The 17702-nt window shown below is 65.3% G+C and carries 14 protein-coding genes; 7 read left to right on the top strand and 7 right to left on the bottom strand.

Annotated features, from left to right (window positions below):
* The first annotated feature begins 5 nt into the window (after window positions 1–5).
* Window positions 6–1376: an MlaD family protein gene (locus DFR48_RS02675; protein ID WP_114361576.1), complete on the top strand. Its 1371-nt coding sequence runs from the start codon at window positions 6–8 to the stop codon at window positions 1374–1376.
* A gap of 31 nt (window positions 1377–1407) precedes the next feature.
* Window positions 1408–2028, top strand: a complete 621-nt coding sequence (locus DFR48_RS02680) for an ABC-type transport auxiliary lipoprotein family protein (RefSeq protein WP_114361577.1) — start codon at window positions 1408–1410, stop codon at window positions 2026–2028.
* 84 nt (window positions 2029–2112) lie between these two features.
* Here DFR48_RS02680 and DFR48_RS02685 read toward each other — a convergent pair whose 3' ends face one another.
* On the bottom strand, window positions 2113–7752 hold the full coding sequence (locus DFR48_RS02685) for an apolipoprotein A-IV repeat region-like domain-containing protein (RefSeq protein ID WP_114361578.1): 5640 nt from the start codon (window positions 7750–7752) through the stop codon (window positions 2113–2115).
* Window positions 7753–8221: 469 nt separating this feature from the next.
* Between DFR48_RS02685 and DFR48_RS02690 the strand changes: the two genes are divergently transcribed.
* Window positions 8222–8605, top strand: a complete 384-nt coding sequence (locus DFR48_RS02690) for an Hpt domain-containing protein (protein ID WP_114361579.1) — start codon at window positions 8222–8224, stop codon at window positions 8603–8605.
* 172 nt (window positions 8606–8777) lie between these two features.
* Complete coding sequence (locus DFR48_RS02695) at window positions 8778–9098, top strand: 2Fe-2S iron-sulfur cluster-binding protein (RefSeq protein ID WP_112685344.1); 321 nt, start codon at window positions 8778–8780, stop codon at window positions 9096–9098.
* 303 nt (window positions 9099–9401) lie between these two features.
* Here DFR48_RS02695 and DFR48_RS02700 read toward each other — a convergent pair whose 3' ends face one another.
* A complete protein-coding gene (locus DFR48_RS02700; protein WP_114361580.1) occupies window positions 9402–10013 on the bottom strand; it encodes a DUF922 domain-containing Zn-dependent protease in 612 nt (203 codons plus the stop codon).
* Window positions 10014–10119: 106 nt separating this feature from the next.
* Here DFR48_RS02700 and folP point away from each other — a divergent pair, with 106 nt between their 5' ends.
* The gene (folP, locus tag DFR48_RS02705) at window positions 10120–10980 is read left to right on the top strand and encodes a dihydropteroate synthase (protein ID WP_114361833.1); all 861 of its coding nucleotides are present in this window, start codon (window positions 10120–10122) and stop codon (window positions 10978–10980) included.
* Window positions 10981–10982: 2 nt separating this feature from the next.
* Entirely contained in the window at window positions 10983–11501 is a 519-nt protein-coding gene (gene folK, locus DFR48_RS02710; protein WP_114361581.1) for a 2-amino-4-hydroxy-6-hydroxymethyldihydropteridine diphosphokinase, read from the top strand.
* Here folK and DFR48_RS02715 read toward each other — a convergent pair whose 3' ends face one another.
* From DFR48_RS02715 to DFR48_RS02730, 4 genes are all read right to left on the bottom strand, one after another.
* On the bottom strand, window positions 11502–12053 hold the full coding sequence (locus DFR48_RS02715) for a hypothetical protein (RefSeq protein ID WP_114361582.1): 552 nt from the start codon (window positions 12051–12053) through the stop codon (window positions 11502–11504).
* A 127-nt stretch (window positions 12054–12180) separates the two neighbouring features.
* Entirely contained in the window at window positions 12181–13269 is a 1089-nt protein-coding gene (locus tag DFR48_RS02720) for a YcjF family protein (RefSeq protein WP_114361583.1), read from the bottom strand.
* On the bottom strand, window positions 13266–14741 hold the full coding sequence (locus DFR48_RS02725; protein ID WP_114361584.1) for a YcjX family GTP-binding protein: 1476 nt from the start codon (window positions 14739–14741) through the stop codon (window positions 13266–13268). The genes DFR48_RS02720 and DFR48_RS02725 overlap by 4 nt, the downstream gene beginning before the upstream one ends.
* A 135-nt stretch (window positions 14742–14876) precedes the next feature.
* On the bottom strand, window positions 14877–15386 hold the full coding sequence (locus DFR48_RS02730) for a SixA phosphatase family protein (RefSeq protein ID WP_114361585.1): 510 nt from the start codon (window positions 15384–15386) through the stop codon (window positions 14877–14879).
* 273 nt (window positions 15387–15659) lie between these two features.
* On the opposite strand from DFR48_RS02730, the gene dksA reads away from it, so the two are divergent.
* Window positions 15660–16079, top strand: a complete 420-nt coding sequence (dksA, locus tag DFR48_RS02735) for an RNA polymerase-binding protein DksA (RefSeq protein ID WP_112685083.1) — start codon at window positions 15660–15662, stop codon at window positions 16077–16079.
* Window positions 16080–16174: 95 nt separating this feature from the next.
* On the opposite strand, the gene DFR48_RS02740 is transcribed toward dksA, so the two are convergent.
* Entirely contained in the window at window positions 16175–17440 is a 1266-nt protein-coding gene (locus DFR48_RS02740; RefSeq protein ID WP_114361586.1) for a flagellar biosynthetic protein FliO, read from the bottom strand.
* Between the last annotated feature and the right edge of the window lie 262 nt (window positions 17441–17702).

Genomic DNA, 17702 nt, shown 5'->3' on the forward strand with positions numbered 1-17702 from the left:
TCTCCATGGAAACCAGAGCCAATTACGCAATCGTCGGTTTTTTCACGGTTTTCGTCATCGCTGCCGCATTCGGATTCGTCTACTGGATGGCCGAGTACGGCAGGGGCGGCCCCGTGGCCGCGCTGACCATCAAGATACCGGGCTCCGCCAACGGCCTGAGCATCGGCTCGCCGGTGCGCTTCAACGGCATTGCCGTCGGTACGGTGCGCAGCCTCTTCATCGACAAGGACGACCCGACGTTCTCGATCGCCAACACCGAGGTCCAGGCGGACGCGCCGGTCACCCAGTCGACCAAGGCTGTTCTCGAGATCCAGGGCCTGACCGGGGCTGCCTATATCGAACTCTCCGGGACCGCAGCGGGCGGCGAGAACATTCTGCAGCGCGAGCTTTCGACCGGCGAGCCGGCGGTGCTGGTTGCCGAGCAGTCGAGCGTCACCAACCTGCTTTCGACCGCTGACAAGATTTTGCAGCGCGCGGACGACGCAATCGGCCAGTTCCAGGGCTTCGTCAACGATGCACGCGGGCCGCTCACCAACACGATCAAGAATGCCGAGATCTTTTCGAAGTCGCTCGCCGACAATGCTGACGGCATCGACAAGTTCCTCAAGAGCGTCGGTGATCTCTCCGACTCGGTATCCAGCCTCTCCGGCCGGCTTGATTCGACTCTGTCGGCTGCGGAAGACCTCTTCCGGGCCCTGAACTCGGAGAAGATCGACACGATTCTTGCCAATACCGAAAAGTTCACCGGCAGCCTCGCCGAGACATCCGACAAGATCGGTCCCGCGATCGACAGCTTCAAGGAGACTGCCGATACCTTCCAGAAGTTCGGGGTGTCCGCCGGGGAGACGCTCGCCCAGGTGCGCGAACTCGTTGCCGCGGTCGACCGGCAGAAGGTCTCCAAGGTGGTCGACGACGTATCGGTCGCCTCCGCGGACGCCCGTGCGGCCATTGCCAACTTCCAGCAGTTCAGCGAGAAGATCACCGCGCGCCAGGAGGATATCGACCAGGCGATCACCGATTTCACGCAGCTTGGAAACAAGCTCAACAACGCCTCCGACCAGCTCGACGGCATCCTCAAGAAGGTCGATGCCTTCCTCGGCTCGGGCGAAGCCGACTCGTTGAGCGTCGAGGCGCGCAAGACGCTGGTCTCCATCCGCAATGCGGCGGACAATCTGAATGCCCGGATCGGGCCGATCGCCGACAATTTCGCGCGCTTCTCGAACACCGGACTTCGCGACATCCAGGCGCTCGTCGACGATACGCGCCAGACGGTCCGCGGGCTCGACGACGCAATCAGCAATTTCGACAAGAACCCGCAGAGGTTGCTTTTCGGCGGGGAAACGGTCAAGCAATACGACGGACGGACTCGGCGCTGACGGTTCGAAGGCCGGAAGGGACAAGGTGGGCATGGGAGAATCGGAATTCGATTTGCGCAGGCGGCGCCTTCTACGGGGCGCGGTGGTTCTGCCTCTGGTGGCTGCGGGGCTTGCCGGCTGCGGAACCGCGCCGGCGAAGAACGACACGTTCGACCTGTCGGTGGCGGCGACCGTCGAGACCAGGGCTCAGGCGAAGAAGCGACAGATTCTGATTGCCGATCCCTCCGCGCTGAAGGCGCTGGACAGCGATCAGATCATGGTTCGCGTCTCGGCTTCCGAGATCCAGTATCTGGCGAAATCGCAGTGGAGCGACCGCCTTCCGCGCATGGTGCAGTCAAAGCTCGTCGAGGCGTTCGAAAACACCGGCCGGATCGGCGGCGTCGGCAAACCGGGGCAGGGGCTGGCGATCGACTATCAGCTCGTCACGGACATCCGCGCCTTCGAGATCGACACCACGGGCAGCGACCGCGCCGTCGTCGAGATATCCCTGAAGCTGGTTAACGACCGCAACGGCACTGTGAAGGCCCAGAAGGTGTTCTCCGCAAGCGTGCCTGCGGCGGGCGTGTCGAGCCCGTCCTATGTCCGCGCTCTCGACCGTGCCTTTGCGCAGGTCACGGGCGAGATGGTCGCCTGGACGCTGGCACGGCTCTGACATTCTTCCGCTCGTCGGAAATGAAAAAGCCCCGGAATGGCGCTCACCATTCCGGGGCTTTCGTTTGTCGCGTTCTCGTGCCGCTCAGCCGAAGCGACCGGCGGCGTGGGCGAGCATCGTGTAGACCTTGCCCGTATCCGAGGTCAGGTAGGACTGGGTGACCGTCTTGTCCCGGTCGGTGCGGGCGACGTCTGCGAGCAGCTTCTCGAAGTCGGCGATGTAGCGGTCGACGGCGACGCGGAATTCCGGCTCGCGGTCGTACTTGCGCTTGATCTCGTCGAAGGTCTGCTGGCCCTTCAGCGTGTAGAGCCGCCGGGTGAAGACGTCGCGCTCGCCGCGCTGATAGCGCCGCCACAGCTCGACCGAGGCGTCGTGGTCGATGGCGCGGGCGATATCGACCGAAAGCGAGTTCAGCGATTCCACCATGTGGCGCGGGTTGCGGCCGTCTGTCGCGCGCGGTGCCGCCGCCGGCTCGGAGGCCTTCGGCGGGACGCCGCGGCTCTGCAGCCCGCTCGGCTCCTGCTCCTCACGGGAAGCACCGCGCAGCAGGTCGCTGATCCAGCCTCCGGTCTCCTGCCTCGCCGGCGTCGTCGAGGCGACGGGCTTTTGCTCCAGCCCGAAGCTGCCGCGAAGGGCAGGGGCTTCGACCGGGCGCTGCGGCACCGGCTGCGGCCCGGGAATGACGGCAGGCGTCGCTGCGGGGGCGGCGGCCTTCCGCGGCGGCTCGGACGGACGCGTCTCCACGGCCTTGCGCGCGACGGGTTCGGCGATCTCGAGCTGCTGGGTGGACCGGCCGACGAGCTGCGAAATGTCCTGCAGCGCCTTGATCTGTTCGGCCACCGCCCGGCGCATCGCAGCCGCGCTCTCCTTGGCTTCTTCCGGAAGATCGAAGGCGCCGCGCTTCAGTTCGCCGCGGGTCGCATCGAGTTCCTTGCGGATGTCCTGGGCCGATCGGCGGATCTCGTCGGTGGCGCCGGAGAAGCGGGTAACCGCCTCCTCGACGGCCTGGCGCATGACCTCCCGCAGGTGGTTCGCGGCACCATCCGACTTGCGGCCGGCTTCGCCGAGCAGCCGTTCTACGTCACCGAGCGAGGCGGAGAGCCCGCCACGCAGGCGGTCGGCCAGCTCGCCGGAGCGCTGTTCGGCTTCCGAGAGCGTCTTCTCGATCGACTTGTTGGCTTCCTCGCCGGCCGAGAGCAACGCGTCGCGCATGTTGGTAGCTGTCGACTGGGCCTGCTTCTCGGTGTCGGACAGGATCTTGCCGATATCGGCGAAGGAGGACTGGATGCTCTGGCGCAGGTTGCCTGCAACCTGACCGGAACGCTGTTCGGCGCGTTCGAAGGCGGATTCGACCATGGAGCCGAGGCCGTGCATCGTCGTCTCGATCTCTTCCGAACGCTTGACGAGACCGACCGCGAGGTCGCGCAGCGCCTGCTGGCGTTCCTCCAGCGTACCGACGAGGTTCGACTGCGCAGCACCGAGAAGCTCGGAGGCTTGGCTCAGCACCCTCGAGTGTTCGCCGAAGCGGCCGACGATCGAGGAAACCTGAGAGAGCGTCTGGTCGGAGACGGAGGCGAGCTTTTCGAGCTTGCCTTCGAGCAGCCGGCCCGACGTCTGCAGGAGGTCGGCGGCTTGCGCGGTCGTGTCGATGAAGCGCGCGGTCGTCTGGCCGAAGCGCTCGTCGGCGGCGGCGATGTTCGACGCTGCCTGTTCGACCATTTCGGTGAGCCCGGAGTTGCTCTCGGCAAGCCGGTCGATGAGCGTGCCGGCCTTTTCGGCAAGGCTTGCCTCCACGGCGCCGAGTGTCTGGGCGGCAAGCTCCGCGCGCTCGGTCAGGGCATTGAGCACGACGCCGTTTTCCGCGCGCAGCCGTTCCGCGCTTTCGCGGGCGGCCTCGGTGATCCGCTCGGCGGCGGCGCGTCCGGTCTCGGCATAGTCGGCGATGACGGGCAGGGCCTTCTCGTCGATGATGCGAGACAGCTCTGCAGAGCGGCCGGCGAGCATCGAGTTCAGTTCGCGGGTCCGCTCGTCGAGGACGGTGCGGATCGAGTTGCCGCGTGCTTCCAGCGCCTTCTCGACGGAATCCATCGTGGTCGCGAGTTCTTCGGTGTTGCCGGCGAGGGCTTCACGGATGGCGGCAGCGCGCGCTTCGAGCGTGCTGCCCGCATCGGCGAGCGTATCGGCAAGCGAGGCGATCCGCGTGTCGACGATCGCCTCGGCTTCCGCGATCTTGCCGGCGATCGCATCGCCTGCCTCGGAGAACGTGCGGGCGACCGACGCGGCCTGTCCGGCGAGGCGGTTCTGGGTTTCCTCGATACGGTTCGCGAGGTCTTCCGAGCGTTCTTCGACGGCACGGCTGAACTCGGCGCTGCGGGCGCCGATCGTGTCGGCGAAGTCGGCGCCGGAGCGGTTGAGGAGCTCGACGGAGCGCATGGCTTCGGTGTCGAGGGCCTGTGCGGCCTCCCCGACGGCGCTGCGCAGGGCGGCGGCAAGGCCGGCCGCCTTGCCTTCGATCGTCCGGTTGACAGCATCGAGACCGATGTTCAGGGCGCGGTCCATGGTCGACAGGCGGTCGTCGATGACCGCGGTACGGCTGTCGAAGGATTCCGCGACGCGGTTCGTGCCTTCCTCCAGCACGCGCGATACGCGCTCCGCGGCCTGCGAACCGACCCGCTCCATGTCCTCGATCTTTTCCGAGAGCTGCGCAGCGAACTTCTCGCCGGCATCGCCCACGCGGCTGTCGACGCCGTCGAGGCCGTCACGGATGCGATCCTCCAGCGTGCCGAGGCTGGTCTCGATCTTGCTGCTGGTCTCGTCCAGGCGGGCGGTCATGCCACCGACCGAGCGTTCGACGCGATCGGAGAAGTCGGCAGCCGTCCTGGTGATCTCGCCGGCGGCTTCGCTGAACTGGCCCGCGATCGACCCCGCTGTCCCGCGGAGCCGCTCTTCGAGAGCCTTGCCGCTTTCGTCGATGGTGCGGCGCAGGGATGCTTCCTGCTCCTCCAGCGACATTTCGAGCATGCCGGTGCTCGCCGCGATGGATGCGCCGAAGGACGTGCCCTGTTCGACGAGCGTGTTCTCGATCTGCTCGCGGGCTTCCCGCAGGGTGAGGCTGATCGAATTGGTGCGGTCCTCGAGGGTCGCGCGAATGCGATCGTGGTTCTCGCCGAGCGCATTGTCGAGGCGTGCCACACCAGTGACAACACTGTCGGAGATACGGGTGGCGCCATCTTCGATCGCGCGTTCAACGCGGCTGCTGCTGCCGCCGAGGGTGGAGGCGAGGTGCTCGGCATGGCGGAGGAGGGATTCGTCGAGCCGCTGCTGGTTGTCCGCGTAGGCGCTGCGGATCGCCTCTGCCTTGTCGGCGAAGGTCGCCTCGATCTGCCGGTCGGCATCGGCCACCGCTTCGGTGATCGCGGCCGCCCTGCGGTCGAGAACGCTCGACAGGCGATCTTCCGTGCCCGAGATGGCGTCGACGATGGCATCCGCGCGACCGGAGAGGGTCTGGTCGAGCCGCAGACGACCTTCCGAAAGGGCGGCTGCGATCTGGTGCGTCTTGTCTTCGATCGTGGAGGCGAGGCGGCTTTCGGTGCCGGAGATCGCATCGACGAGGGCTTCGGCGCGTCCGTCGAGTGTCTGATCCAAGCGCTGCTGGCCTTCTGAAAGAGCGGCGGCGATCTGATGGGTCTTGTCCTCGAGCGTCGAAGCGAGGCGGTTCTCGGTGCCGGAAATCGCACTCATCAATGCTTCGGCGCGACCGTCGAGAACCTGATCGAGGCGCTGCTGACCTTCCGAAAGAACCTCGGCGATCTCGCGGCCACGGTTTTCCAGCGTTTCGGCGAAGCGATCCTGGTTGCCGGCGAGTGCGTTGATGACGGATTCGGCGCGGCTCGAAAGCGTGTCCTCGAAACGAGTCTGGTTGGAGGCGAGGGCGTTGTAAAGTGCGCCGCTGCGCTCCTCCATGATCGCGTCGATCCGGCTCTGCGCGGCCTTCAGCGTCTCGTCGAGCGCCTGGGCCTTGCTGGCCAACGCATCGGCGATTTCCTTGGCGCGACCGGCGAGGGCGTCGTCCATCAGTTCCTGGCCGGTGCCGATTGCCGTCGCGAGCGCGAAGGACTGATCCGTCAGGGTGGAGCCGAGGCGCTCGATGCTGGAGTTGAGAATGCCGTCGATCGCGTCGGTGCCGCCGCTGACGGTCTCGTTGATCCGGGCGAGGCTCTCCATGAGCTTGCTGTCAAGGCTGCCGGCGCGCTGGTCGAAGGCGCTTGCAAACTCCGCGACGCGCTCGTCGAAGGCCGCGTTGATCTGGCCGACGGTCGCCTGGAGGCGGTCCTCGAACAGGCCCGAACGCAGGTCGAGGTCGACGATCGCGTCGTCGGCGCTGGACTGCAGGCTCCGGCGGAAGTTCGCGCCCTTTTCGTCGAGGGTGGTGTTGAGCTTGCCGAGAACGTCGTCGAGCGAGCTGGTGATGCCGCGCTCGCCGCTCGTCAGGCTCTCGGCGATCTCGCGGGTGCGCTCGACGAGCGTTTCGTTGAGCTGGCGGGCTCGTTCGTTGAGGGCGGCGTTCAGCTTCTCGGTGTTGGTGTCGAGCGACGAGGCACGAGTCTCGAATTCGCCGAGCAGGTCCTGGCCGCGCTGCGCGAGCGTGCTGGTCAATTGCTGCAGGCGCGTGTCGAATTCGCTGGCGAGCGAAATGCCGGAGGCCGACAGCGTCTGCACGAGGTTTTCGGTCTTGTTCGAAAGGAGCGTGCCCAACGACGTTGCCGCCGCGTCGGACTTCTCCATCAGCGCTGCCGCGCGCGTGTCGATCAGGGAGGCGAAGGCCTCGCCGGAGGTCGCAAGACGGACGGAGATCTCCTCGGTCGCCAGCGAAAGCTCTTCCTTCAGCTGTTCGTGAGCGCCGACGATCGAGCTGCGGATGCGCTCGGCGTGGTTGACGATCGCATCGCGCTCGGCGCTCAGTTCCTGGACGAGGCCGCGTACCCGCAATTCGTTGTCGGTATAGCTGCGCTCGAGTGCCGTCACTTCGGAGTGGACGAGGGTTTCGAGTTCGGTCGCCCGTGCGATCGTGCGTTCGATGCCCTCGTTCATCGCCGAGACTTCCCGGCGAACAGCCTGGCCGACGGTCATGATGCGCTCGGAGGCGATCGTCTCCGGCTCGGAAAGACGAAGGGCGACTTCGGCCATCGACCGGGCGACGTTGCGCAGGTCACGGGCGCGCGCCATCATGATCGAGAAGGCGAAGATCAGCAGAACGGGGATGACCGTGCCGAGGAAAATGGCGACGAGACCGGGAACCGCCGTCGTGCCGGGGGCGCCGGATGTATCCCAGAGCTGGTCGCCATAGAGAAGTTGTGCCAGCCCGAGCGCACAGACGACCCAGAGGATCGAGACGATCGCGGCATTGCGCAGCGCCGAGCGCATCGAAGCGCCTTCGAGCGACTTCATGATCATGGCAGGGCTGCGGCGCGAAGCGTCGTTGGCCGGTTCGAACACCGGCGACTTCGGCGCGGTTTCCGAACCGAATTCCGCGGAGCGGGTCGCCTTCCTGGCGGGGGCGGGGCGTTGCTGGGTCTTGCCGGACACTTTGCTCTCCCGAGCGTCAGGCTTCTTTGCAAGCTGCGGCGCCGAGGTCTCTTCCTCGTCGAAATCGATCCGCAATGCCGCTTCGAGAGCCTGGAAGGCGCTTTCGTCAATCGACTCGTTGGTCTTCTTGTTCGCCATAGGGTTACGCCTCGCTACGCATACAAGGCCGATCCGGTCGCCTTGCCCTCGCAACTTCGCCAGGGGCCACCGATCGGCCGAACTCGGGATCTTCCCGCTGCCGCCACGCCACGGGAAATCCCCTTGCAGACAAGGCCGGAATGCCCGCTTCTTCAAGCGTCGATGAAAAGCTTCCTTATCATCATCCGACCTTCGGGCAAAGCTTTGCAGCCTATGCCCCTCATATCCGTATCGTAGTGACACATTCGGGTATGCGTTACAATTAAGCGCTCCCGGCATCCCCAGGACAGCTCGTTGTTGTTAACAGTTATTTTACAGATAGCACGTGCGAAAAGCCTGCAATGCCGGGCATTTAGGAGATGTTAACCATAGCGACAGGTTTTCCCGCCAAACGAGCGACGTCTTAAGCAGGTGGCGCCGTATTTCAACCGAGGATCGTCGCCGGGTGTAAGCATGGGAGGTGGCCGTCATGGCAAGTGCAAATGCGGAGATATCGGAACTTCCTTCGGAGGAAGGACAGGGCGGCGGGCGCTGCCCGTCGCGGGCGAGGCCGGTCGACCTCGTCTATCTGGCCGCGAAGACGCGCGCCGACCGCGCGACCGAAGCCGAAGTCCTGCAGGCGTTCGCAAGCCAGGTCCGGCAATGCCTGCGATCACTGGTGCCGGGCGGCGACGCGGCCGCCAACAGGACGGCGGCGGCGCGACTGAGGGCTGCGGCCCTTGCCGTCGGCGCCTTCGCGCTGTCGGCGACGGCGGAAGCGGTCGAGAGAGACGGTGCGGACACCGATGCGATCGAATCCGTCTACTCGCGCGTCATCGAAGCGGAAAACTTCGTCTCGGGCCTTTGTCGCTGAGGGGCATTGCGCAAGCGACTATCGTAAAGTCGGCCGCACACGTCGCGGCATTTCGGCGGTGCGACACACAGTCTCGTGAAGGAACCCATTCCAGCGGCCCGGAAATGTTGACTGGTTCGGGATTTTCGTGAATGACTTCGGCCGTCTTTCAATAGTCTATCTGGATGCCCCCATGACCAAGCTGAACATCATCGCGTTCGACGGCACGCGTTTCGAAATCGATGCCGCCGACGGCTCCACCGTGATGGAGAACGCGGTGCGCAATTCCGTCCCCGGCATCGAGGCAGAGTGCGGCGGCGCCTGCGCCTGCGCGACCTGTCACGTCTATGTCGACGAGGCTTGGACCGAGGCGGTTGGGGCACCTTCGGCCATGGAAGAGGATATGCTCGACTTCGCCGTCGACGTTCAGCCGAACTCGCGCCTCTCCTGTCAGATCAAGGTGACGCCGGCGCTCGATGGTCTCGTCGTGAAGGTTCCCGAGCGTCAGGGCTGAGCAGCAGACAAAAAAAAGCCTCGCTCGTCGTGCGTCGAGGAGCGAGGCAAGGGGGGCGCACCGCCAACAGGCGAGGGAGGAGACACCTGCTACCCGAAGATGCGCCGGGGAGAACCTGACAGACCCGAATCTGGCCGGATAAACTCTCTTTGATCACACGTATAATTCTGTTCTTTAGCAAGTTCTACTGTTAGAAATAGCAGGTTATTCACAGGGTGAAACGCAAGTTCCACTCAAGTTTGACGGGGAAAATCAGGCTTTTTTGGACGGTGAAGGGCGCGCGGACGGCCGAAAGCGTCAGGGTTACCGCTTCGATCGGTAGTTGAGGATGCGAATCATCCGCTTCTCGAAATTCGCTGCCTCGACGCGGTCGAACCGCAACTGGTCCTTGTCATGGGCGTTGATGATCCGGTCGGTGGTTTCGGCGACCTTGATCTCCATGGCCAGGCAATTGCCCTGCGGGCGCAGGCCTTTCAGGCTCGTTTCCAGCTTGCGTGCGTATTGACGGGCGATTTCCGCGTGCCGCTCCTCATGTCGGCGGATATCACTGGAAAGCGCATCCCAGATCAGCGCGAGGTCCTTCCCGGCGCGCTTGCGGTTTTTCCATTTCGGCAGGACGAGCTGGGTCTTCAGCGTCACCTTGGCGGAGCCGACGCGGCAACGGCCGCCGGATTCGACATAGGTCACGTCTCCGCCGAAACGGATGCGCGTGGCGCCGGGATGGCGGGCGCCCGTCGACATCGTGTAGGGACCCCGCCGCTCCAGTTCGCGGTCGAGATCCTGGGCGGTCGTGCCGCCGATCTGGAAATAGCTGACCGTCTTGTGGACGATCGTCTCGGCGGTCGCCTGGCTGCTCAGGAGAGCGAGGATTGCCGCGACGGAAACGAGATACCGGGGGCGGCGCGCAATCTTCATGCTGGATATCCGCTATGTTGTATTCGATAGGACCTTGGGGCATAGGCCCGGCAAGTGCAATATCGAACATGTATCTTTTTTCGCTTCGGGAGGATTCGCCGTGACGATGCAGGCAGGCAGAACGGACTGGCTTCTCGCCCACGGGCGTCGCCTCGATCTCGCGCGCGGGCGGCTGATGGCGATCGTCAACGTCACGCCGGATTCGTTTTCCGACGGCGGGCAGCATTTCGGCGTCGAAAGTGCCGTCGCTCATGGTCTGCGGTGCCTCGAGGAAGGGGCGGACATTCTCGACATCGGCGGCGAATCCACTCGGCCGGGCGCGGTCGAAGTCTCTCCCGCCGAAGAGCAGGATCGCATCCTGCCGGTGATCGAACGGCTGGTACGCGAGCGCGATGCGCTGATTTCGGTCGATACCTACCGTGCGGAAACGGCGCGGCTCGCGATTGCCGCCGGCGCCCACATCGTCAACGATGTGCACGGGCTGCAGCGTGAGCCCGATATCGCAAAGGTCGCTGCCGAGACGGGGGCAGGGCTCTGCATCATGCACACGGGCCGTGGTCGCGAGAAGCTCCCCGACATGATCGAGGATCAGTTCCTCTTCCTGACGCGTTCGCTGGAGATTGCGGAGGCGGCCGGCATCGCGCGCGGCGCGATCGTTCTCGACCCGGGCTTCGGCTTCGCCAAGGAAACCGAAGCGGAGAATGTCGAGCTCATGGCCCTCCTCGATGAACTGAAGGCTTTTGGCTTGCCGCTTCTCGTCGGGACCTCTCGCAAGCGCTTCCTCGGGACGATCACCGGCCGCAGCACACCGGAGCGTGATGCGGCGACTGCGGCGACGACGGTACTGCTCCGCATGAAGGGGGCGGCCGTTTTCCGGGTCCATAATGTCGCGATCAACAGGGACATGCTTGCGGTTACTGATGCCATTCTGGAGGCCGAACGGCGGGCAAAGGCGGGTAAACGGTGAATATGGACGCTGCGCAGGAATGGCACCGGGCGACGCTCGGCCTCGGCGGCAATATCGGCGATCCTATCGCTGCGATGGCGGCTGCGCTACAACGGCTCGATGCGCGCGACGACTGCCGCGTGGTCGCGGTCTCCCGTCTCTATCGCACGCCGCCCTGGGGCAAGACCGACCAGGCGGATTTCTACAATGCCTGCGCGGTGGTCGAGACGCGGCTTTCCCCCGAGGCGTTGCTCGACGCCTGCCTCGAGATCGAGCGGGAGATGAAAAGGGTGCGGATCGAGCGCTGGGGACCGCGGACGATCGACATGGACGTGCTGAGCTATGACGCGCTGGAATGCCGGACGGACCGGCTCGAGGTCCCGCATCCGCGGATGAGTGAGCGAGCCTTTGTGCTGATGCCGCTCGCCGACATCGCGGCCTCGATGCTCGTCCACGGACGTTCCGTCGCCGCATGGCTCAATGAGAGCGACAAGACCGGGATCACGGTTGCCAGCGAGAATGGCGACTGGTGGCGGCGGTAGTTACTTCTTGAGCGAGGCGGAGGCGTCCGCGTCCATCTCGCGGTTGAGCGACAGGCCGATGACCGGGATCATGCGATCCTCGACCTTGACCGAGATGGTGATGTTCATCGCCGTCTCGTTCTGGACGCGAGCGACCATGGCGCCGTTCAGCTTGGCGCGGTTGATGCCCATGACGACCTTGTCGCCGCTGACCGTGCCGGACACGATGTCGAGACCCTTGCCCCCTGCACCATCGAGGAACTTGCCCTGATAGGTGTTGCCGACCTGGGTGATGACTGCGTTCATCGGCTGCGAGAAGACACCGACGCGGCAGGTGCCGTCGAGCTTCAGTCCGGTCTCGCCGCTCGACGAGATGCCGGTCAGGTTGCAGGTGAACTTGGTGCCCTTGTACTTGCCGGCGACGATCTCGCCCGGCCCTTTCCAGATGCCCGACACGGAATCGAAGAAACGCTTGTCGCGGGATGCCGCTTCGGCGGACGGCGTGGACAGAACCACGGCGGCAACAGTGAGAGCGGCGAGAGAGCCGATAAAGGACAAGGAACGAAACGACATCGGTTCACCCTGGCACGAGCAACAAAAAGACCCGTCTGGCATCTAACGCGAAATTGGTTAATGCTTGGTTTCCTCGGCCGCGGGCCGTTTACCCTGTTGCAGGAAAAGCGCGTCGGAAACCATCCGGCTATTCCTTGCGGGCACCGGGAGCCGAAGTCAAGCGGGGCGCGAGGTCGGCGACGAAATCGCTGATCCCCGGGCGTTTCAACGCTTTGAACGGCAGGGGCCGGCAAAGATCCATGGCGGCGATGCCGATGCGTGCGGTCATCAGGCCGTTGATTACGCCTTCACCGAGCCGTGCGGAGAGCCGCGAGGCGAGGCCGTGACCGAGAATCTGCTGCGCGAGCCCGTCACCGACGGCGATCGAGCCGGTGACGGCGAGATGGGCGAGGACGTCCCTGAAGAGCCGCATCATGCCGAAGGCGCCGGGTCGGCCGCCGTAGAGTTCGGCCATCGCCCGGATCAGCCGGACGACCTCGAACAGCACATAGGCGAGGTCGACGACTGCCCGCGGACTGACCGCGGTGACGACCGAGACGCGCTTGGCGCTTCCGAGGATCAGCGCGCGCGCCTTGAGGTCGAGCGGGGCGAGCAGCTCGCGTTCGGCAAGGGCGATGAGATGCGGCGCGTCGATGACGTCGTCGCGAGCCGCTTCCAGCGTCGCACGGCCGCGCGCGGTCTCCGGGCGTCCGGCGACCAGCTTGACGAGACGGTCGACGATGGCGCGTGCGGCGCGCGGGCGGGTGCCGGCAGCGGCCGTCTCCGCCTCGGTCTTCAGCGACTGGACGGCATCGAGCCGCCACACGCCGAGTATTTCACGGCCGACGGCGACGGCAAGTGCAGCCAAGCCGACGGCGAGCACGGCAAGGGCGGCGTAGCCGAGCCAGTCCGAACGGGTGAAGAGATCGCGCAAGAGACTGTCGACCCAAAGGCCGAGCGCCAGCGACAGCAGGATCGAGAAAGCGCCGAGCGCCAGCTTTGCGAAGGAGAAGCGCCGGGGCCGAGGTGTCGCGACCGGAGCGTCCGCGATCTCCGACAGGTCGTTCGTCGAGAGAAACGGATCGTCCGCCTCGGCGACCACCGCGACCTCGTGATCGAAGCTACGCGGCGCACGGGCCTGCGGCTGCGCCGGTACCGCGTGCTCCTGTGGCTCGACCGTGAAGGCGGCGGGCCGACGCCCGTTTTCCGGCGGATGGGACGGTGATTTCTTCGTCATGCCAGTTTATCCCCGAGCAGGAACTGCATGGCCCTGTCGAGCCGGATGTGCGGGACGGAAAGGGTAACGCCGCCTCCGGTCTCCTCGATCTGTGGTGGACGGAAGCGCACGATGTTGAGTTCCGGCAGGTAGGCGCCGTGGCCGGCATCGTCTACGCTGCGGAAGAACCGTTCGGGATCGGCCGGCAGGTCGCCCGGGAAAATGGCGGTCTTGCGGTTGCCGTCGAAGCGTTCCTTGCCGACGGTCTCGCCCGCCATCGGCGTGCCGACCACCACAGGCAGTTCGTCGCCGTTCTGCTTCACGGTCGCTTCCCGGGTCGCACGCACGGAGGCGATCGCCATCACCTCGATACCCGCTCCGGTCATGCCGATGCGGGTCGTCGCCCGATCGACGAGACGGCGGGTGATCGCCTCGAGCCGGTCGTGGCTCTCGTGATGCAGGTGGTCGGCCTTGGTCGCGGCGACAAGCACCCGGTCGATGCGCCGGCGAACGAGTGCCGTGAGGAACGAGTTCGAACCCGCACGGAAACAGGCGAGCACGTCGGTGAGGGCGCGTTCGAGGTCCTGCACGGCTTCCGGCCCGCGATTGATCGCCTGCAGGGCGTCGACCAGCACGATCTGCCGGTCGAGCCGCGCGAAATGTTCTCGGAAGAAGGGTTTGACCACGACCGATTTGTAGGCCTCGTAGCGGCGCTCCATCATCGCCCGGAGCGAGCCTTTCGGCGCCCTGGTGTCCGGCAGGTCCGGCAGGGGGGCGAAGGTGAGGGCGGGCGACCCGTCGAGGTCGCCCGGCATCAGAAAACGTCCGGGCGGCAGTGTCGAGAGCGAGCGCTCGTCCGCCCTGCAGGCCCTGAGATAGGCGGTGAACCGTTCGGCGAGTTCCCGGGCGAGCGTCTCGTCGGCCGGTGCGTCGCCGTCGACCGTCGCCGTTCGTTCCAGCCATTCGCGCGAAAGTTCCGCCCGGATGCCGGTCCGCGCAAGCCCCACCGTGGCGGCGCTGAAGTCGCGATAGTCCTGGCTAAGCAGCGGCAGGTCGAGAAGCCACTCGCCGGGGTAGTCGACGATGTCGACGGAAAGCCGGCCCGGCGAGAAGAGGCGATTCCAGCCACTGGCGCTCTCATAGGCGATCGTCAGGCGCAGTTCGGAGATTGCGCGGGTGGAATCCGGCCAGATGCGGTCCTTCACGAGCGCGCGGATGTGATCCTCGTACTGGAAGCGCGGCACGGCGTCGTCCGGTTGCGGCTCGAGCCTCGTCGCGGAGATGCGTCCCGCCTGCAGAGGTTCGAAGAGCGGCAGACGACCACCATGCAGGAGATTGTGGATGAGCGAGGAGATGAACACCGTCTTGCCGGCGCGGGCAAGGCCGGTCACGCCGAGACGGATCGACGGGTTGACAAGGTTTGCCGCCCGGTCTGCCAGATTGTCGAAGGCGATCGCGGCCTCGTCGGCGAAGGATGTCATGGATGGCGGCAAGTCGGGTATCCCTGCGGCAGCGTCACGGTTTCGGCTGAGCGTCCGAAGGACGGGCCGAGCGCAAATATAGGCAGCGGAGGGGCGAGGCGAAAGGGCAGCGCAGCATATCCGAGGCCTTTCGCCGCCTCAGGCCGTTCATCCGGCCAGGAAATCCGCGAGCATCCAGGCGCTGTTGTCCGGTGTTGCCGCTGCCGCACGATCGAGGACGGCAAGGCCGGCCGTCGGGAAGCCTTCGGGTACCGCCGCCTGGGCCGCCTCGCTGCCGGCGAGCAGGAACAGCGCCTCCTCGATCGAAGGGTTGTGCCCGACAAGCATCACCGAGCCGTAATCCTTCAGCGCGCCGAGTATGTCGAAATAGCTGTCGGCGGGGCAGTTGTAGAGCTCGTCGAGATAGCGAAACTCGGTCCGTGTCGCGTATGCGCCCCGGAAGGCATCGGCGGTTTCGCGGCACCGCCGGGCAGTCGAACTGACGATCAGGTCGGGGCGGTAGCCGCGCTCGATTGCCTGTTCAGCGACGCTTGCAGCCTCCTGGCGACCGGCGTCGTTCAGCGCCCGGTCGAAGTCGCGCTCCCCCGGTTGTGCCCAACCGGATTTCGCATGCCGCAGCAGGTAGATACGATTTTGGGGTGGCGTCACCGAGGTCATCCGTTCAGCTTTCTGCGACTGCGCGTGCCCTCTGACTAGCTTCACTGGGGGATGGCCGTCAACTGGGCTTCCGTAGTGCTCCCTTACGCAAGGGGAAGTGCGGGGGCGACCGGCAGCAAGCGTCTCGAATTTGGAAATAATGCTTAAGAAATAGACATTTAGCTTAATTATATGACAGAATTAAAAATGGTTTAAAGCCGGTTGTAAGGCTTGAATGCGCTTTAGCGAAAGGATATACAGCCGCCCATTGAGATGTTCTTCAGGAGAATCGCGTTGAGTGAGAAGATCGATCTTAGCAATTATGTGCTCTCGGAAGACGATGAGTTCATGAACGCGAACCAACGGGCCTACTTCCGCGCAAAGCTCATAGCCTGGAAAAACGACATCCTTCGCGAGGCCCGCGAAACGCTCGACCATCTTGCCGAGGAAAGTGCCAACCACCCCGATCTCGCCGATCGCGCATCGTCGGAGACGGACCGTGCCATCGAGCTTCGGGCCCGTGACCGGCAGCGCAAGCTGATCTCCAAGATCGACGCGGCGCTGCAGCGTATCGAGGACGGCACCTACGGGTATTGCGAGGAGACCGGTGAGCCGATCGGACTGAAGCGTCTGGACGCCCGCCCGATCGCCACGTTGTCGATCGAGGCGCAGGAGCGCCACGAGCGACGCGAAAAGGTTTACCGGGACGAGTGACCGGATTTCGAAGCCCGCTCCTCGGAGCGGGCTTTTTTGTCACGCCGCCGCTTCTCCGTTCGGCGCGGGCAGGACTGCGGCGGCAATCGTGAAGGTCAGCCGTCGCGGCTCGCCGACATTTCTCCGAATATGCGGGCGATTTCCTTCTGCAGGCTCGGCTCTTCAGCGACATCGGAAGGGCGGTTGCCGGCGACGTCCACCTTCGGTGCGCCGACGACCGGCGGAATGCCGACGGGGCGTTCGGGCCTGATCGCGGGTGCGGCGGCGATGTCGCTCGCAGGGACAGGCGCCGCCGACGCAGTTGCCGCGAGGTGGCGCTCCATCTCTTCTTCCAGAACCCGTTCGAAATCGCTCGGGATTCGCTGTGTCGGTGCCTCGTCCACCTTTGGTTCTTCCAGGGAAGGCTGCGGCTCGGGAGCGAGTTCCGGCTCCGTCGCGGTCGTCTCCGTCAATTCCGGCATGACGCGGCCACGAGCCGCTTCGAGGATATCCTCAGCCCGGGCGGAAGCGAGCGAAACATCACTGTCTTGCGTCGGGGCGGCCGGCGCGGCGGCTTCCACAGGCTGGGTGGGGGCCGCAACCGCGGCAGGTGTCGCCGCGGTCATCGACGGGCGGCTCGGAGGCAGAACCGGCAGAGGTTCGACCGGTGATGCGGCCGTCATTTCGGACTTTGGTGGTTCCGTTGCTGCGACGACCGGTACGATCGTGACCGGGGCGTCATCCCTGACGAGTGCGGGGGCGGCTACAGGCTGGACGGGCGCCGGGCTCGGCGGCGGTGCGGACGCGGCTATGTCTGCGGCCGGAACTGGCTGTGGCGCCGGCTGCTTTCTCAGCGCCGGCTCGATTGCCGCGGCCGGTTTGACCGGTGCCGGCGGCTGTCGCGGCGGTTCGCGACGAATGGGTGCCGCGACCGGCTCCGGCCTGTTTGCCGGGAGCTCGGGCTCGGGACGGATGGCGGCGATTGCCGCCGCCGGTTTGGGGATCGCCACAGGCTCGCGATCACCCGGCCGGTCTTCGTGTGTGAGCGGGACGGCCTGCGACGGCGACACGGGCGTGGCCGAAAGATAGGCGCGTTCGTCGCCGATCCCGCTTTCGATGACGATGTCGGTCGGCCCGCCGATCATGACGAGATGTTCGACATTGTCGCGGCGCACGAGCACGAGGCGGCGGCGCGCGTCTACCGCGGCGGCATCGAGGACCTGCAGGCGCGGCTGCCTGTTGCGTCCGCCGCGCACGAAGGGCGAGGGTGCCCGCTTGCGCAGCAGCCAGAGTACGATGAACAGGCACAGGAGCGCCAGGCTGACACCCAGTGCCGCGACCAGGAAACGATTGCCGTAAGCGGCGACGAGTTCTTCGATCATGTCGGCCCTCCTTTTTCCCGCTTTGTGGCAGAAGACCGCCGGCAGCGCAATGCGATCACCGGGCAACGTCCTCCCGCAGGCGCTCGCGAACAATCCGGTTGCCCGGATGTTCTGCGTCAAATGCGGCTTTCCTGTGGGATTGCCTGTGTATGGCAGACCTCAAACTGTGGGGGCGGAGCTTTTTGCCGTACCTGCAACTTGCTAAACATGGCAGAAAGGTCCGATTCTGCCGATCTTCACGAGTAGGCGGATTGTCGGGCGG

This window comes from Ciceribacter lividus, from assembly GCF_003337715.1.
In the GTDB taxonomy this organism is placed as follows: Bacteria; Pseudomonadota; Alphaproteobacteria; order Rhizobiales; family Rhizobiaceae; genus Allorhizobium; species Allorhizobium lividum.

Excerpts from the sequence above, each read along its gene's own strand:
- DFR48_RS02675 (WP_114361576.1), top strand. The coding sequence starts at position 6 with ATGGAAACCAGAGCCAATTACGCAATCGTCGGTTTTTTCACGGTTTTC.
- DFR48_RS02680 (WP_114361577.1), top strand. The coding sequence starts at position 1,408 with ATGGGAGAATCGGAATTCGATTTGCGCAGGCGGCGCCTTCTACGGGGC.
- DFR48_RS02685 (WP_114361578.1), bottom strand. The coding sequence starts at position 7,752 with ATGGCGAACAAGAAGACCAACGAGTCGATTGACGAAAGCGCCTTCCAG.
- DFR48_RS02690 (WP_114361579.1), top strand. The coding sequence starts at position 8,222 with ATGGCAAGTGCAAATGCGGAGATATCGGAACTTCCTTCGGAGGAAGGA.
- DFR48_RS02695 (WP_112685344.1), top strand. The coding sequence starts at position 8,778 with ATGACCAAGCTGAACATCATCGCGTTCGACGGCACGCGTTTCGAAATC.
- DFR48_RS02700 (WP_114361580.1), bottom strand. The coding sequence starts at position 10,013 with ATGAAGATTGCGCGCCGCCCCCGGTATCTCGTTTCCGTCGCGGCAATC.
- folP (WP_114361833.1), top strand. The coding sequence starts at position 10,120 with ATGCAGGCAGGCAGAACGGACTGGCTTCTCGCCCACGGGCGTCGCCTC.
- folK (WP_114361581.1), top strand. The coding sequence starts at position 10,983 with ATGGACGCTGCGCAGGAATGGCACCGGGCGACGCTCGGCCTCGGCGGC.
- DFR48_RS02715 (WP_114361582.1), bottom strand. The coding sequence starts at position 12,053 with ATGTCGTTTCGTTCCTTGTCCTTTATCGGCTCTCTCGCCGCTCTCACT.
- DFR48_RS02720 (WP_114361583.1), bottom strand. The coding sequence starts at position 13,269 with ATGACGAAGAAATCACCGTCCCATCCGCCGGAAAACGGGCGTCGGCCC.
- DFR48_RS02730 (WP_114361585.1), bottom strand. The coding sequence starts at position 15,386 with ATGACCTCGGTGACGCCACCCCAAAATCGTATCTACCTGCTGCGGCAT.
- DFR48_RS02740 (WP_114361586.1), bottom strand. The coding sequence starts at position 17,440 with ATGATCGAAGAACTCGTCGCCGCTTACGGCAATCGTTTCCTGGTCGCG.